Origin of the sequence: Vibrio sp. 1180_3 (genome assembly GCF_029478545.1) — a bacterium.
GTDB classification, from domain to species: Bacteria; Pseudomonadota; Gammaproteobacteria; order Enterobacterales; family Vibrionaceae; genus Vibrio; species Vibrio aestuarianus.
In genome coordinates this window covers 171,287-187,611 of sequence record NZ_SJFM01000003.1, presented here as the reverse complement: position 1 = coordinate 187,611, position 16,325 = coordinate 171,287, and the positions used below count along the sequence as shown (strand labels likewise).

General features: G+C 42.1%; 13 protein-coding genes. 5 read left to right on the top strand and 8 right to left on the bottom strand.

The window, feature by feature from the left end; genetic code table 11:
- Complete coding sequence (gene rppH, locus EYW48_RS03580) at positions 1–513, bottom strand: RNA pyrophosphohydrolase (RefSeq protein ID WP_168523179.1); 513 nt, start codon at positions 511–513, stop codon at positions 1–3.
- Positions 514–1,131: 618 nt separating this feature from the next.
- Between rppH and mutH the strand changes: the two genes are divergently transcribed.
- A complete protein-coding gene (mutH, locus tag EYW48_RS03575) occupies positions 1,132–1,797 on the top strand; it encodes a DNA mismatch repair endonuclease MutH (RefSeq protein WP_171979536.1) in 666 nt (221 codons plus the stop codon).
- A gap of 136 nt (positions 1,798–1,933) precedes the next feature.
- The gene (locus tag EYW48_RS03570) at positions 1,934–2,968 is read left to right on the top strand and encodes an NADP(H)-dependent aldo-keto reductase (protein ID WP_171979537.1); all 1,035 of its coding nucleotides are present in this window, start codon (positions 1,934–1,936) and stop codon (positions 2,966–2,968) included.
- Between the two features lie 38 nt (positions 2,969–3,006).
- Here EYW48_RS03570 and EYW48_RS03565 read toward each other — a convergent pair whose 3' ends face one another.
- The 5 genes from EYW48_RS03565 to brnQ all read right to left on the bottom strand — a co-directional run bounded on the left by EYW48_RS03565 (position 3,007) and on the right by brnQ (position 9,507).
- Entirely contained in the window at positions 3,007–3,258 is a 252-nt protein-coding gene (locus EYW48_RS03565; protein WP_053311244.1) for a hypothetical protein, read from the bottom strand.
- 497 nt (positions 3,259–3,755) lie between these two features.
- Positions 3,756–5,090 carry a cyclic-di-GMP-binding transcriptional regulator VpsR gene (gene vpsR, locus EYW48_RS03560; protein WP_053311245.1) on the bottom strand — a complete coding sequence of 445 codons (1,335 nt, stop codon included), beginning with the start codon at positions 5,088–5,090 and terminating at the stop codon, positions 3,756–3,758.
- Positions 5,091–5,359: 269 nt separating this feature from the next.
- The gene (gene lysS, locus EYW48_RS03555) at positions 5,360–6,892 is read right to left on the bottom strand and encodes a lysine--tRNA ligase (RefSeq protein WP_053311246.1); all 1,533 of its coding nucleotides are present in this window, start codon (positions 6,890–6,892) and stop codon (positions 5,360–5,362) included.
- A gap of 30 nt (positions 6,893–6,922) precedes the next feature.
- Positions 6,923–8,021, bottom strand: a protein-coding gene (gene prfB / locus EYW48_RS03550) for a peptide chain release factor 2 (protein WP_141652882.1) whose coding sequence is annotated in 2 segments (ribosomal slippage) — positions 6,923–7,945 and positions 7,947–8,021 — 1,098 coding nt in all. Because the reading frame shifts where the segments join, the coding sequence is not laid out codon by codon here.
- A 172-nt stretch (positions 8,022–8,193) separates the two neighbouring features.
- Positions 8,194–9,507, bottom strand: a complete 1,314-nt coding sequence (gene brnQ / locus EYW48_RS03545) for a branched-chain amino acid transport system II carrier protein (protein ID WP_168523187.1) — start codon at positions 9,505–9,507, stop codon at positions 8,194–8,196.
- Positions 9,508–9,815: 308 nt separating this feature from the next.
- Between brnQ and EYW48_RS03540 the strand changes: the two genes are divergently transcribed.
- Positions 9,816–10,535: a tRNA1(Val) (adenine(37)-N6)-methyltransferase gene (locus tag EYW48_RS03540; protein WP_274671926.1), complete on the top strand. Its 720-nt coding sequence runs from the start codon at positions 9,816–9,818 to the stop codon at positions 10,533–10,535.
- A 92-nt stretch (positions 10,536–10,627) separates the two neighbouring features.
- Positions 10,628–11,866: an ATP-dependent RNA helicase SrmB gene (gene srmB, locus EYW48_RS03535; protein WP_277431865.1), complete on the top strand. Its 1,239-nt coding sequence runs from the start codon at positions 10,628–10,630 to the stop codon at positions 11,864–11,866.
- Between the two features lie 117 nt (positions 11,867–11,983).
- Here the strand turns inward: srmB and prfC are convergent, their stop codons facing one another.
- Positions 11,984–13,573, bottom strand: coding sequence for a peptide chain release factor 3 (gene prfC, locus EYW48_RS03530; RefSeq protein ID WP_053311250.1), 1,590 nt, complete (start codon positions 13,571–13,573; stop codon positions 11,984–11,986).
- Positions 13,574–13,816: 243 nt separating this feature from the next.
- Between prfC and EYW48_RS03525 the strand changes: the two genes are divergently transcribed.
- Positions 13,817–15,868 (top strand): EAL domain-containing protein, encoded by a 2,052-nt coding sequence (locus tag EYW48_RS03525; RefSeq protein ID WP_274700630.1) that lies wholly within the window; start codon positions 13,817–13,819, stop codon positions 15,866–15,868.
- Between the two features lie 5 nt (positions 15,869–15,873).
- Here the strand turns inward: EYW48_RS03525 and rimI are convergent, their stop codons facing one another.
- Complete coding sequence (rimI, locus tag EYW48_RS03520; RefSeq protein WP_176245422.1) at positions 15,874–16,320, bottom strand: ribosomal protein S18-alanine N-acetyltransferase; 447 nt, start codon at positions 16,318–16,320, stop codon at positions 15,874–15,876.
- Positions 16,321–16,325: the final 5 nt, after the last annotated feature.

Below are 16,325 nucleotides of genomic sequence, written 5' to 3'. Positions count from 1 at the left end.
CTATCCTCTTCGGTTTTTGCGTTTACCTTTACGTTCTTTAAATGGCATCGCAACTGATGCAAACTCTTTCATCGCCCGGCGATAAACATCGCGCTTAAAAGAAACCACTTGTCTAACTGGATACCAAAAACTTACCCAGCGCCAACCATCAAATTCAGGGGTATTTCCACGTTGCATGTTGATTCTTGATTCATCACATTCCATACGCAGAAGGAACCATTTCTGTTTTTGTCCGATACAAACCGGTTGTGAATCCCAGCGAACTAAGCGTTTGGGTAATTTGTATCTTAACCAATGACGACTTGTTGCTATGATTTTCACATCTTTCTTGGTGAGACCAACCTCTTCATAAAGCTCTCGAAACATGGCTTGTTCAGCAGTTTCGTCTTCATCAATTCCACCTTGTGGAAATTGCCAAGAATGTTGTCCGTATCGTTTCGCCCAGAATACCTGACCATGGTTGTTACAAATCACAATACCAACATTGAGTCGGTAACCATCGCCATCGATCACTGGCCAACCTCTAATAAAATCTTAATTGCTTTGATTTTTCCACATATCCCCAATCGGAGCAAACTTACTAGTGTGATTAACACGAGATTTATGTGCTCCCAACAGACGATTGGATAACTTTTAATCTAAAATAAACTTATCAACAAAATAATGAGAGCACTGCCACATTTATTCACGTTTTCTGTGAGTAACTATGTGAAGAATATCGTTCCAAAGCATAAAAACCGCATAATTCACGATCCAGACCATTAAAAATCAACATACGAAACAAAAGCAATAACAAACAAAAACAACAGGTTAAAATCAAAAAAAACGATACAAGCCTGCTTATGAAACGTATAAATTTTGATCTTCTAGCAAGGTGCTCAAAGATCCACCACTTTATTCGTTATCCACACAACAAAACGGAAATTATAGAGATGAGCGTAATTAATGGTCATATCCCCCTTCTAAAACCCCTGTAAATACATACATATCTACCAACTGTATAATATTTTTGAGGTCAACATGTGGATAACTCACTTTTCGATGATCTTTTAGACAAAAGATCCAAACACGACACAACACTACATTACCTGTTAGATTTGCTACAATCCGACTTTTACAAGCCCAACTATCATGAAACCAGCACCTAAAACCGAACATGAACTGCTGCTTAGGGCGCAAGATATCGCTGGGCTAAGCTTTCGTGAGCTGGCCGAAGAAGCTCAGATGCCGATTCCTCCTAACCTTAAGAAAGACAAGGGCTGGGTTGGACAACTGTTAGAGTGGCATTTAGGGGCTACTGCAGGCAGTAAACCTCAGCAAGACTTCGAACAACTTGGCATTGAACTAAAAAGTATTCCAATAGGTTACTCAGGCAAACCGCTTGAAACAACGTTTGTTTGCGTCGCTCCCTTAACCGGTGTTCAAGGATTAACATGGGAACAAAGTCATGTACGCAACAAGCTATCACGAGTTTTGTGGGTTCCTATCGAAGGAGAAAGAGAAATTCCACTTGCCGAACGCCACGTTGGATCGCCACTACTTTGGAGCCCTTCAGTAGAAGAAGAGCAACAGCTCAAAAATGACTGGGAAGAGTTAATGGAATTTATTGTGCTAGGCAATGTAGAACAGATCACTGCAAGGCATGGTGAAGTGTTACAGCTACGCCCTAAAGCGGCTAATAGCCGAGCATTAACCGAAGCCTATGGCGCTAATGGCAAACCCATTAGAACCTTGCCTCGTGGCTTTTATTTAAGAACTCAATTTACTGCTACAATTCTTGAGCGATATTTTGTTTAAGCAAGTAAAGTCAGTGGTTGTAAAATAGTTAACAGTTTGATCTCTAGTCACAAATTTCATTTCCGTTTATCAATATTCTTCGCTTATAGTGAAAAAACATCACGCACTCATCCGCGATATTCAGCAAGGAAGGATTATGCAATATACCAAACTGCCGCATTCAACACTGGAAGTGAGTAAAATCTGTTTAGGCACAATGACTTTTGGTGAGCAAAACAGTCAACAAGAAGCCTTTCAACAACTCGATTACGCATTTGAACGAGGGGTTAATTTCATTGATACCGCAGAGATGTACCCCGTTCCTCCAACCGGAAAAACTCAAGGATTAACCGAGAGTTACATTGGTAATTGGCTTGAAAAATCAGGTAAACGAGAAAAAATCGTATTAGCGACAAAAGTAGCAGGACCTCGTAATGTTCCTTACATTCGCGACAACATGTCACTCGACCGACGTAATGTCCACCTTGCTATTGATGACAGTCTTAGTCGTCTAAAAACGGACTATGTCGACCTATACCAACTGCATTGGCCACAGCGTCAAACTAATATGTTTGGCCAGCTCAACTATCCTTATCCAGATGAGCAAGAAGAAGTGACGCTTATCGAGACACTTGAAGCACTAAATGACTTGGTTAAAGTGGGTAAAGTACGGTATGTAGGAGTGTCTAATGATACCCCTTGGGGAGTAATGACTCTGTTAAAATTGGCTGAAAAGCACGATTTGACACGAATAGTCTCAATCCAAAACCCCTACAACCTCCTAAACAGAAGCTTTGAAGTGGGGCTATCAGAAATCAGTCACTTTGAAGGGGTTAAGCTGTTAGCCTATTCACCATTAGCTTTTGGTTGTTTGAGTGGCAAGTATCTCAACGGTGCTCGCCCGCAAGGAGCTCGTTGTAGTTTGCATGAACGTTTCTCTCGTTACTTTACTGCACAGGGAATGAAAGCCACCCAAGCCTATGTCGAACTTGCCAATCAATATGGCATAGACCCGGCCCAAATGGCTCTCGCATTTGTCAACCAACGTCCATTTGTCGCTGCCAATATTATTGGAGCGACAAACTTGGAGCAATTGAAAAGTAACATAGATAGTTTAGATGTCGTGTTAGATGAAGAACTGCTTCTTAAGATTCAAGAAATTGGGACGACTTACTCCAATCCTTGTCCATAAATAACGTCGGGGCTGGTGAAGCAACCAGCCCCTATTGATTACGTCGGTATTCGCGCACTTAAAACTCGACGTAGATGACGCACACGACGCTCGGCTTTAACGGCATCTGGCTCTGATTGACCAATTGGACGGCCATCACTCTCTAGACCAATATCTTTCAACAGATGGACGTTATGCACAGGTAAGTCAAACGCACTACGACGAAATTTTCGTTTCCATTCGCGTTCTTCACGACGCAAATCAGCACGAACAAGTAGAGTAGCAAGTTGTAGATAAATTGAATGACGCATGGGTATTCTCCAGTTTTAAAATGTTTACTGGGGAAAAATGAAAGCCAAAGGAAAGGTAGATAGAACACTCTCATAAGCTGCCATTTTTCCGCAGCCTATTAGAAGTTACGGATTAACTAAAAATCAGTGCCTTTGATATGATCACAGATACGAATAGCGTCGGAACGCTTAATCGCTTTGGGCATAGTGATATCATCAGAAACGCGAACAGTGTGAACAAATACGTAATGTGTCATGTTGCGCCTCCAAGCAAATAAGTTAATCCAATAAGAAATGTACGTGAGTTAATCTCACGGTTAAATTCTAAGCAACTGAGCTTATTATTCAACCATTAATATTCAACTGATTTAAAAACAACGTATTAACCTATAATCACACCCAATCAATAGAAAAAGATAAGATATTCACCTAAAGAATATCTTATTCACAAAAGATATGATTACAAAAAAATGGCCACTTCTTACGAAGTGGCCATTTTTATTATTAACATCATGGTGTTAAAACGTATTTTCAGTAATTAAATTATGTTTATTGAGCAATCGATACATGGTTGCTCTAGAAATACCAAGTTCTTTTGCGGCCATTGAGACTTGACCGGCGTTAGATTCCAGTACCAGCAACAGTGCGTCTCGTTCAGAGCGCTCACGTATACTTTTAAGACTTCGTTTACCATCACTTCGCTTCGGCAAATCTAAGTGGACTTCATCCAACATTACCGAGTCTGACATCAAAACAACCCGCTTGATCTGATTCATTAACTCACGAACATTACCCGGCCAGTGATAACGAGTCAGTGAACGTGTTGCTTCTTCAGTGAAACTACGAGCTTGTGCGTTAAATTCTTTAGAATACTCTTGTAAGAAATGACGAGCCAACAGCGCAATATCACCGGCCCGTTCCTTTAAGCTAGGCACATTAATACGCAACACATTGATGTAATGGTAAAGTTCTTCATTAAAATTTCCATCAATCAACGCTTTTTCAATATCCGAAGAGTTTGCCGCCAGTATCCTGACATCAACTTCTTTTACCCCTTCTGGAGTCTCAATAGTTCCTTCCTGCATGAAACGTAACAGGTTAACTTGCTGGCTCTTTGGTAAAGTCAGGATGTCATTGAGTAAAAGAGTACCACCATCAGCTTTCTCTAACAGTGGAGTTTGCGCGGGATCGTCACAACCAATACCAAATAGCTCACATTCAAAACGGCTCTCAGACATTGCTCGACAATTTACTGAAATAAAAGGTTTTTGCGAACGAGCGGAGGTTTTATGGATCGCTTTAGCTACCGTCTCCTTACCAGTACCGCTTTCACCATAAATAAGAATACTGACATCAGTTGGACCAATACGTTTGATTTGATCACGAAGACGTTTGACTGGTGTTGAATCACCAATCAGTCCGATGTCACCAGTCGAGCCATAATGTGGCCACACTTTCTTCTCGAGTTTCAACATCCCCAACTGATGGCCTATCGTACTCAGAAGCTGCGCATCAGGAATTGGAGCGGTAAAAAAGTCGATACAAAAGTTCACGATAAACTGGCAAATCGTATCGGAACTCAATTGCGATTCTCGAATAAATGCAAGCCAGCGAACTTGCTTATGATTACTTACTAAATTCGCAATACCATTGAGGCTAAATTCATCGTGGCTTAAATCAACAATACCGATACACGGACCTGTTTCAGAAAACAGAACATCCGCTTTACGTAAATCTGCACACTGTGTGCAGCGCCAGCCTACCTGTTCAAGGACAGATAACCAAGGCTCGTATGTTCCACCAACCACGACAAGCGAACCAGGGACAGAATCCATTCGGAATTGAGTTCCCATCAGCTATTCCTTATCTTTTGATTTATATTTCTATGCAGTGCTACTTTAGGCACATCAGACGAACGATACATTAACGAGACTTATCGATGTGGTCTGTCTCATCTTTAAGACTAGGTGCTATATAAGCCATCTACCAATCGATATAGAGAAGTATTTCATAGTTATGATGAAAGTTTTGCTTCCTCTTTCATATAAATGACGGAATTATTCAATAGAAGTGATACAAAAAAGCCGCCAATTAAGGCGGCTAATATCAACTAAAGTAGCAATTACTGCTGTGGACGCATCGCAGGGAATAAGATTACGTCACGTATAGTATGTGTATTGGTGAATAGCATAGCTAAACGGTCAATACCAATCCCTTGACCTGCTGTTGGTGGTAAACCGTGCTCTAGTGCAACAACGTAATCTGCATCATAGAACATCGCTTCATCATCACCTGCATCTTTCGCGTTAACTTGTGCGAGGAAACGTTCATCTTGATCTTGAGCATCGTTTAGCTCAGAGAAACCATTGGCTACTTCACGACCACCAATGAAAAACTCAAAGCGGTCAGTAAAGAATGGGTTGTCATCACTACGACGCGCCAATGGCGAAATATCGGCTGGATAACCGGTAATGAACGTTGGTTGGATAAGCTTAGGTTCAGCCGTTTCACCAAAGATTTCTTCTAACAGTTGGCCACAAGTCCAAAATGGTTCTACTTCTACATGCACTGACTTGGCGATCTTCACCATCAATTCACGATTTTGTACGCCTTCATTATCAAGCGCTTGGATCTCTTCATGCTCAGGGTTGTAATGTTTAATGGCTTCCAACATGCTCATACGTGCATATTTACCACCAAATTCAACCACTTGATCACCATATGGCATTGAAGTTGAACCTAGAACAGACAATGCTACCGTGCTGAGCATCTCTTCTGTTAGATCCATCAAATCTTTGTAGTCGGCATAAGCTTGGTAGAATTCCATCATAGTGAATTCTGGGTTATGACGTGGTGAAAGACCTTCGTTACGGAAGTTACGGTTGATTTCGAATACGCGATCAAAGCCACCAACAACCAAACGTTTTAGGTATAACTCAGGAGCAATACGCAGATACATATCAATATCTAACGCATTATGGTGAGTAACAAATGGACGAGCTGAAGCCCCACCAGGGATAACGTGCATCATTGGTGTTTCAACTTCTAGGTAACCTTTAGAAGTCATGAAACTGCGAATGGCAGCAACAAGCTTGGAACGAATAATAAATGCATTGCGTGAATCTTCGTTAACGATTAAATCAACGTAACGTTGACGATAACGCATCTCTTGGTCAGTCAAACCGTGGAACTTTTCAGGAAGAGGACGCAGCGCTTTAGTCAGCAACTCGAATTCTTCCATATTCACGTATAAATCGCCTTTGCCAGATTTATGCAAAGCACCTTTTACACCGATGATGTCACCAATGTCTAAACCTTGGTATTGCTCTTTCAATACTTTTTGTACTGCTTTATCAGCGTATGCTTGAATGCGACCAGACGTCTCTTGAATCACAAGAAAAGGACCACGTTTAGCCATAACACGACCAGCAATAGCAACGACATGATTTAGCTGTTCTAGCTCTTCTTTGCTTTTTTCAGCGAATTGTTTTTGAAGGTCGCCCGCTAGGCTATCACGACGAAAATCGTTAGGGTGGCCATTTGCTTTACAGCTCTTACGGATGTGATCCAACTTGCTGCGACGTTCTGCAATCAGTTTGTTCTCTTCTTGCGCTATTTGCTCTTGATTCATTTCGTTTTGAACAGCATCAGTCATTTTACATGTACCTTATATGTCGGAAAAAGCTTAAAGACCTGATTTCAGGCTAGCTTCAATAAATTTGTCTAAATCGCCATCTAATACTGCTTGAGTATTACGGTTCTCAACACCTGTACGTAGATCTTTAATGCGAGAGTCATCTAATACGTAAGAGCGGATCTGGCTACCCCAACCAATGTCCGACTTCGCGTCTTCGTTGGCTTGTTTTTCTGCATTTTGCTTTTGTAACTCAAGTTCAAACAATTTTGCACGCAATTGTTTCATCGCCTGATCTTTATTCTTATGTTGCGAACGATCATTTTGGCATTGAACAACGGTGTTGGTTGGTAAGTGAGTAATACGAACCGCTGATTCTGTGGTGTTTACGTGCTGACCACCCGCACCTGACGCGCGGTATACATCAATACGCAGATCCGATGGATTAATATCAATAGCGATGTTTTCATCAATCTCAGGATATATGAATGCAGAAGCAAACGAAGTATGACGACGGCCACTAGAATCAAATGGAGATTTACGAACCAAGCGATGAACCCCAGTTTCCGTGCGCAGCCACCCGTAAGCGTAATCGCCAGAAATACGCACTGTCGCACCTTTCAAACCCGCAACATCACCTTCTGAGACTTCAATAACTTCAGTTTTGAAACCTTTGGCTTCAGCCCAACGAAGGTACATACGCAGTAACATCGAAGTCCAATCTTGCGCTTCAGTACCGCCAGAGCCAGACTGCAAGTCGATATAGCAATCAGAGCCATCGTGATCACCAGAAAACATACGACGAAATTCAAGTTGGCCTAATTTTACTTCTAATTCTTCAAGTTCAGGGCCAATTTCGTCAAACGTTTCTTGATCTTCAGCTTCAATAGCAAGCTCAAGCAACCCTTCAACGTCATCAACACCTTGATCAAGCTGATCAATAGTATCAACCACGGCTTCAAGTGATGCGCGCTCTTTACCTAACGCTTGGGCGCGCTCAGGTTCGTTCCACACATCGGGTTGTTCTAGTTCGGCATTAACTTCTTCTAAACGCTCTTTCTTAGCGTCGTAGTCAAAGATACCCCCTCAGGATATTTGTGCGCTCTGACACATCCTGAAGACGGTTTTTAATAGGATTGATTTCAAACATGTTTGCTCAGCATTTATGAGTAGAAAATAACCGAAGAATTCTACTTAAAAATGTGACGAAGATACAGGAAAAATTAGTTTGATGAGATAGAAGGGAAACGAGTATTTACTTTCATTTTTAGACAAAAAAAGAGACTGATCATAAATGACCAGTCTCTCACTTTATTTTTGAACTAAGCGGTTTCTTTAACCAGTGTTTCTTGTACAGAACCTGCCACAAAAAACATACAGACGATCGCAACAGTAGTTGGTAACAACCATCCCATACCAATTTCAAACAGTGGTAGCATGTTGAATGCAGAAACATCAACTCCAGCAACCTTGGCGGCATCAATCAAAGCAAATAGCAATGAAATTAATAATACTACGCGGTATGCCACTCGAGGATTAGGCAGTTTACTACGAACAAACGTAAGGGCTACTAAAGCAATCGCCACTGGGTAAAGTGCAAACAGTGCAGGTACTGATAGCGAAATAAGCTGCGATAAGCCAACATTAGCGACAATAGCGCAAATAGTACCAATGATTAATACCCACTTTTTATAAGTAATAGAAGTCAATGAACTAAAGTAATCAGAACATGCAGAAATCAAACCAATCGCCGTTGTTAAACAAGCCAATAGAACGATAACTGACAGCACAATTTGACCATAAGGACCAAATAATGCCTGAACGTATTGGCTAAGCACCACACCACCGTTTTCAGCGCCAGCTGCAACCACAGAGCTCGTAGCTCCCAAGTAGAACAGCGAAACATAAACAAATGCTAAACCGGCCGCTGCAATACATGCTGCACTGATTAAATATTTAGTGGTTGCAGAACGCTCAGTGATACCTTTGCTACGTAGAGCATCAACCATCAACATACCAAACATTAGTGAACCAAACGTATCCATTGTGTTGTAGCCTTCAAGGAAGCCTTTCGTAAATGGTTGGGTTAAATATTCACCGTGTGCACTCAGCATTTCACCTTGAGGGTCGATAAAAACGGCCACAGCAAGAACGATCAGCGCAATAAATAATGCAGGTGTTAGCACCTTACCAATCACATCAATTAACTTGCCTTGAGACCAGGCAAAAAACATCGCTACAGCAAAAAATAGAATGGAAAAAAGTGTCAAATGTGATTGCTGAGCATCAATGAAAAATGGCTTAATCGCCATCTCGTAGGCAACAAGACCAGTTCGTGGCGCCGCAAATGCAGGACCAATAATGATAAAGATCATTACTGCCATAAGCGTTGCCGCTTGTTTTGGTAGATCTTTAGTGAGGTGATCCCATGTGCCACCAGCGATCGCAATTGCGATAATGGTAATCAACGGTAAACCAACCGCTGTAAACAAGAAACCTGTCATTGCTGGAAAGAGGTGATCCCCGGCAAGTTGGCCTGCAATTGGCGGAAAGATGATGTTACCAGCACCCAAGAAAAACGCGAAAAGCATAAAGCCGATCGCGATAATATCTGTTAATTTTAACGTCTGCTTCACAGATAGCCCTTAATTATTATTTGATAAATGTTGTGTATGCATTGATGGGTATATAACCACATCTAATTTTTAAAATTAGGGGCGAATAATGACGAAACACTTAATATTTCGCAAGGGCAAAGCCAAAAACGCTACATTAATTTATATATACAGCAAAAAAGCAGTGAAAAACCCTAAATGTTAAAAAATAGATAGAATGATATGCCGATCATCTTATTATACAAAACAACAACAGTTAGAACAAAAAACCAAACAAACCAGTAACAATGGTGGTATTCACTTAAAATGAATCAAGTTTTGAAATAATCATGAAAAGTAGCACATTAAAGACTAAAGACTTCAAATTTAAACAGTTTTCCGTTGAAGGCGGTCATTCTGGCATGCCAGTTAGTACCGATGGTGTACTGCTCGGTGCATGGGCCTTCACTCATTCCCCCAATTCCATCTTAGATATTGGGACAGGAACGGGCCTGCTTGCGCTAATGTCTGCTCAACGCTTTCCCGATGCGTATATTACTGCTGTCGAAATTGATGACTTTGCTTTTGCAACAGCCAGTCACAACAGCGCAGCTTCACCATGGTCAAGTCGTATTCAAGTCATACATAGTGATATTCTACATACGCCATTCGTAAAACAATTTGATGCTATTATCTGTAACCCGCCTTATTTCAATGATGGCGAGCGGTCTCAGTATCAACAGCGCGCTACCGCAAGGCACACTACAAGCCTTAGTCACCAAGACTTATTGCTAAAAGCAAAAAAACTGCTTCATCCCAACGGAAAAGCCTGTTTTGTCTTACCCAAATATGAAGGGGAGCTATTTATTAGTTTAGCGAAAGCATTGGGATGGCATATCAGCCGACTGTGTACTGTGCAACCAACCGTCAATAAACCCGTACACCGCCTTCTGATTGAGCTCAATTTCACAGCGGCGGATATCGTGCAATCACATCTAGTTATTCATTCTCAAGATGGTTACAGCGAAGAGTTTATCGCCTTAACAAAAGATTTTTATCTCAAGATGTAGAAATAACATGTGATCCTAATCACCAATCCCACTATAATGTTCGACCTTAATTTTTTTGCCAAATAAGCCCCTCGGCTTGTGGAGTACTCACTGTGATCAAAACCTTTGCTGACCTCGATCTTGACCCTAGCATTATTGCGGCCATTGAAGATATGGGCTTTGAACGTCCCACCCAAGTTCAAGCAGAAGCGATCCCACAAGCCCTAGATGGACGAGATATTCTTGCCTCAGCGCCAACGGGAACCGGTAAAACCGCCGCATTCGTTTTACCAGCGCTTCAGTATCTTTTAGATTTTCCTCGTAAAAAATCAGGTCCTGCACGCGTACTGATTTTGACACCAACTCGTGAATTAGCGATGCAAGTCGCTGATCAAGCTCGCGCACTGGCTAAAAATACTCGCTTGAATATCTTTACGATTACCGGTGGTGTTCAATACCAAGAACACGCAGATATTCTTGCAACCACTCAAGATATTGTGGTTGCAACGCCTGGCCGTTTGATGGAATACATCGAAGGTGAGCGTTTTGATTGCCGTGCTATTGAATGGCTCATTTTGGATGAAGCTGACCGCATGTTGGATATGGGCTTTGGCCCAGTCGTTGACCGTCTTTCAGCAGAATGTCGCTGGCGTAAACAAACGCACCTTTTCTCGGCAACCTTAGAAGGCCGCGGCGTCGAAGGATTTACAGCAGATCTATTAAAAGAACCAGCTGAAATCAATGCCGATCCTTCTCGTCGTGAGCGCAAGAAAATCACTCAGTGGTATCACCGTGCTGACACCATGGAACATAAAGTCGAGCTACTGAAGAAGATCCTCACCGAGCAAGCGGAGCGCTCTATCGTCTTTCTTAAAACACGTGAGCGCCTTGCCGACTTACGTACCGAATTGGAAAAAGCGCAAATTCCATGTGCGTGGATCCAAGGTGAAATGCCACAAGATCGCCGCAACAATGCCATTACTCGTTTCCGTGAAGGTGACGTAAATGTGTTGCTAGCGACGGATGTTGCGGCTCGTGGTATCGACCTTCCTGACGTGAGCCACGTAATCAACTTCGATTTACCTCGCTCTGCGGATGTTTATCTGCACCGTATTGGCCGCACAGCTCGTGCAGGCAAAAAAGGCAACGCAATATCTCTAGTTGAAGCACATGATCAACAAATGATGGATCGTGTAGCTCGCTATGTTGATGAAGAAATCAAAGAGCGCTTTATTAAAGATCTGCGCCCTCAGCACAAAAAATCGGTGTTTAAGAAGAAAAAGAAAAAGACCGATGACAAAAAAACAAAAACCGTTGCCAAGAAAAAGAAAGTGAAACCAAAGAAGAAATAATCTTCGTTTGTAAAACTGACTGATCAAAAATGCCGATGTTTTCACATCGGCATTTTTCTATTTCCACTTTTTAAATTCAATTTCCGGTGAAAATGGCCTCCACCGGAAAAGTACGAATTAGTGTTCGCGAGTCGCGCGGAAATCTATCTCAGGGAAACGCTCTTTCGCTAAGTTCAAGTTGACCATCGTTGGCGCAACATACGCAAGGTTATCACCACCATCGAGTGCAATATTACTTTGATTTTTACGCTTAAACTCTTCGAGTTTTTTCTCATCGGCGCATTCAATCCAACGTGCTGTCGCTACATTGACACCTTCGTAAATCGCTTCAACGTTGTATTCTGATTTCAAGCGAGAAACCACCACATCAAACTGCAGCACACCAACCGCACCAACAATTAAGTCGTTGTTTTGTAGCGGACGGAAAACTTGTACAGCCCCCTCTTCAGATAACTGTACTAACCCTTTAAGCAATTGCTTTTGTTTCAGAGGATCGCGCAGACGAATACGACGGAAAAGTTCAGGGGCAAAGTTGGGAATACCAGAGAACTTCAGTGATTCACCTTGAGTAAAAGTATCACCAATCTGAATCGTACCATGGTTGTGTAAACCGATAATATCACCAGCATACGCATGATCAGCACGAGAGCGATCACCCGCCATGAACGTAACAGCATCAGAAATGCTCACTTGCTTGCCACTGCGCACGTGGTTCATTTTCATGCCTTGGCTATAAGTGCCCGACACGATGCGCATAAAAGCAATACGGTCACGGTGTTTTGGATCCATGTTTGCTTGGATCTTAAATACGAAACCAGAAAATTTCTCTTCAGTTGCTTCCACAATACGTTCATTGGCTTGACGCGGCATGGGTGCCGGAGCCCAGTCAGTCAATCCATCAAGCACGTGATCGACACCAAAGTTACCTAAAGCAGTACCAAAGAAAACTGGCGTTAACTCCCCCTTCAAGAACAGCTCACGATCAAATTCGTGTGAAGCTCCAAGCACAAGTTCCAGCTCATCACGCAGTTGTGACGCTAGGTCTTCGCCAACAGCTGTATCTAGCTCAGGGTTATCTAACCCTTTAACAATACGCTCTTCTTGAATGGTATGGCCTTGGCCCGTTGCATATAAAATCGTTTCATCACGATGAATGTGATACACGCCTTTGAACTCTTTACCACAACCGATAGGCCATGAAACAGGTGCACAGGCGATATTGAGCTCGTTTTCAACTTCATCAAGCAATTCCATTGGGTCGCGAATATCACGGTCCAATTTGTTCATGAAGGTCACAATAGGCGTATCACGCAGACGCGTTACTTCCATCAGTTTACGTGTACGATCTTCGACACCTTTAGCGGCATCAATCACCATTAGACAAGAGTCGACAGCGGTGAGCGTACGGTAGGTATCTTCAGAGAAGTCTTCGTGCCCCGGAGTATCAAGTAGGTTAACCAAACACTGGTGATAAGGAAACTGCATCACCGATGTTGTCACCGAGATACCACGTTCTTTTTCCATCTCCATCCAGTCCGATTTGGCATGCTGGTTAGAGCCACGGCCTTTTACTGTTCCAGCTTTCTGAATGGCATTTCCGAATAAAAGTACTTTTTCGGTAATGGTGGTTTTACCCGCATCCGGGTGAGAAATAATAGCAAAGGTTCTGCGTTTAGAAACTTCACTTAAAAAAGGAGTATTTGACATGAAACAGGTCTTCTCAATGTGCTGTATTAAAGGAAGCAGAAGTGCTTTTGCTCATCAGCGATTCGATTCAATTTTGCGCGGTATTCTCCCCTATATTTGATCTAGGAGCAACTTCCGTCTCAGTACTTACCGCTTACAAGCTCAATTAAAGGTGAAAAGAAACTCACTACTTTGCTCATTCAAATTAAGTTATCAAGAAATATGAGCTATAACTTAACAAGGTAGAAGGGATAAGCGGGCATTATGCGAATAACCAAACAACGAAATTCACTAGCGTTTAAACAAGCCAAAACCGTGTTCCTAGTTTCTGTGATCCTTGGGATAGGGTTTAGTTTGTATCATATTTTGGTTGATCTGCACCAAGAACAGACCAGAATTGAAGACCATTATCGTTTTAAGCTATTACAAAACTACGCTAACGCAAGCCAAGCAGCTTACCATTTAAACAATATGCTCGCTGAGCAAGTCGCTTCAAGCTTAATGGTCGATAGCGCTATTTATCATGTCGAAATTATTGATGATTTTGGTGATACGCTTGCCAGTAAAACCAGAGAGGTAAACCCTCAGACCACCTTCATGCAACTGCTATCCAATTACTTGACGCCAGAGATTCCTGTTTTCAAAACAGACTTACATCAGCCGAGCTCTGATGTGGTGGTGGGAAGATTAAGCTTTTCGGTTAACGGTTCTTCAATCGCTGAAAGTTTTATTGCTAAAACTACTCGTGTATTGCTGTTTGACCTATTTAGAAACGTACTTCTAACCTCTATTTTACTGTTTTTCTTTTACTATAAATTATCAAGACCTTTAACGACACTCACCTCTTGGGTGCGCTCGCTACAAGATAATGAACGTGCCACTGTGCCACCGCTGCAAAAGCAGAATAATGAACTCAGTGAACTTGCCTCGACTTTTCATTCACTCTGGAAAGATAGAGAAATTGCTGACGCAAAACTCAATCAATTGGCCTATTACGACACCTTAACTGGGCTTGCTAACCGTAGCTTGTTATTACAAATGTTGACTAAAGCTATCGACGAAAGTATTCAAGCGAAAACTTCTGGGGTTTTGTTTTATCTCGATCTGGATCGTTTCAAAACCATTAACGATTCATTAGGTCACACAATTGGCGATAAACTGATTAAAGCCATCGCGATGCGGATGGATGCGTGGCTTAAAAGTAATCATTTAGCCGCAAGGATCGGCGGTGACGAATTTGCGATATTGATACCCAATTTGAACAGAAGCCAGGCCGAAGAACTGGCGCAGCAACTGTTGGCGCTAGTTTCAAATCCGTATTCCATTGATGAGCACCAACTGTATTGTACCGTCAGCGTAGGCATTTCTATTTTCCCTTCGGTTGGCAAAACCAATATCGACGTACTCAGACAAGCCGATACCGCGCTATACCGAGCCAAAGTCAACGGACGTAATAAATACATATTTTATGAACCAGAAATGCAGGCTCAAGTTGAATCGTTCTTAGAAATAGAAAAAGGGCTGCACGAAGCATTAAACATGCAGCAACTTGAGCTTTACTACCAACCTCAGGTAGATGAAAAACATAACATTATTGGAGTCGAAGCATTAATTCGCTGGAATCACCCAACGAAAGGCGTTCTACCTCCTGGTGTGTTCATGCCCATCGCAGAAGAAACAGGACAAATCATTCCGATTGGTCAGTGGATCATTGAGCAGGCATGTTACCAATATGCGACATGGAAAAAACAAGGTGTGCTACCTGCACATTTTCGTCGTCTTGCGATAAACATCAGCCCACTGCAATTTTCTCAGGACTCATTCGTTGAGCACATAAATCAAGCTCTACAACATGCAGGAATAACCGGTGAACATATTGAGTTAGAAATTACAGAAGGTTTATTACTTGAAAATGTTGAAAGCGCCATCCAAAAAATGGTTCAGCTTAAAGAGAGCAACTTAAGTATTTCGATTGATGATTTTGGTACTGGTTATTCATCGTTGCGCTACCTAAAGTTATTATCTGTTGATGTGCTAAAAATTGATCGCTCGTTTGTCACTCAACTGCATTTAGATGAAAGTGATCAAGCGATTGTTGATACGATTTTGATGATTGCTCGACGCCTGAATTTAGAGGTAATTGCCGAAGGGGTCGAAGATTGTGAAGAGCTTTATGCGCTCAAGCAACTTGGATGCACTCAATTTCAAGGCTACTTGTTCGATAAACCACTACCGGCAAACGAACTCGTGAAACGTTTTGAGGCTGCTTGTTATCATATAGAAACAAACACCCCAGATAACATCCACGACCATTAATGTGCTTACAAAAAATAGTAGCTCATGATGATCGCGTCCTCTGAACCTTTATCGGTTGGGTAGTAATTAACTCGGCGATCCAGTTCATTAAACCCTAACGACTCATACAAAGAATAAGCGCGGACATTGCTTTCACGAACCTCAAGCCATGCGCTTTCAGCTTTTGCTTTCTCACACATAGCTAAGAAAAACTCGGTCAGCATTTTACCATAGCCCTTTCCTTGCCACTTAGGATCGACCGCTATGTTCAATAACGTCACTTCACCAATAATATTCTGGGCGTAAAAGTAACCGACGACCTCTTCATTTTTCAACATCACATAGTGACAAGCACCACGGTTATTGAGATCACGCACTAAAGACTCAGCCCAAGGGTGGCTGTGTGCTTGTTGCTCAATACACCAAATGGCATCAAGATAAGGCAGAGATAATGGAACAATATCAATATTCATCAACG

What these genes read in the sequence shown, in the direction of transcription:
- mutH (WP_171979536.1), top strand. Translation starts at nt 1,132, where the DNA reads ATGAAACCAGCACCTAAAACCGAACATGAACTGCTGCTTAGGGCGCAA.
- EYW48_RS03570 (WP_171979537.1), top strand. Translation starts at nt 1,934, where the DNA reads ATGCAATATACCAAACTGCCGCATTCAACACTGGAAGTGAGTAAAATC.
- EYW48_RS03565 (WP_053311244.1), bottom strand. Translation starts at nt 3,258, where the DNA reads ATGCGTCATTCAATTTATCTACAACTTGCTACTCTACTTGTTCGTGCT.
- vpsR (WP_053311245.1), bottom strand. Translation starts at nt 5,090, where the DNA reads ATGGGAACTCAATTCCGAATGGATTCTGTCCCTGGTTCGCTTGTCGTG.
- lysS (WP_053311246.1), bottom strand. Translation starts at nt 6,892, where the DNA reads ATGACTGATGCTGTTCAAAACGAAATGAATCAAGAGCAAATAGCGCAA.
- EYW48_RS03540 (WP_274671926.1), top strand. Translation starts at nt 9,816, where the DNA reads ATGAAAAGTAGCACATTAAAGACTAAAGACTTCAAATTTAAACAGTTT.
- prfC (WP_053311250.1), bottom strand. Translation starts at nt 13,573, where the DNA reads ATGTCAAATACTCCTTTTTTAAGTGAAGTTTCTAAACGCAGAACCTTT.
- EYW48_RS03525 (WP_274700630.1), top strand. Translation starts at nt 13,817, where the DNA reads ATGCGAATAACCAAACAACGAAATTCACTAGCGTTTAAACAAGCCAAA.
- rimI (WP_176245422.1), bottom strand. Translation starts at nt 16,320, where the DNA reads ATGAATATTGATATTGTTCCATTATCTCTGCCTTATCTTGATGCCATT.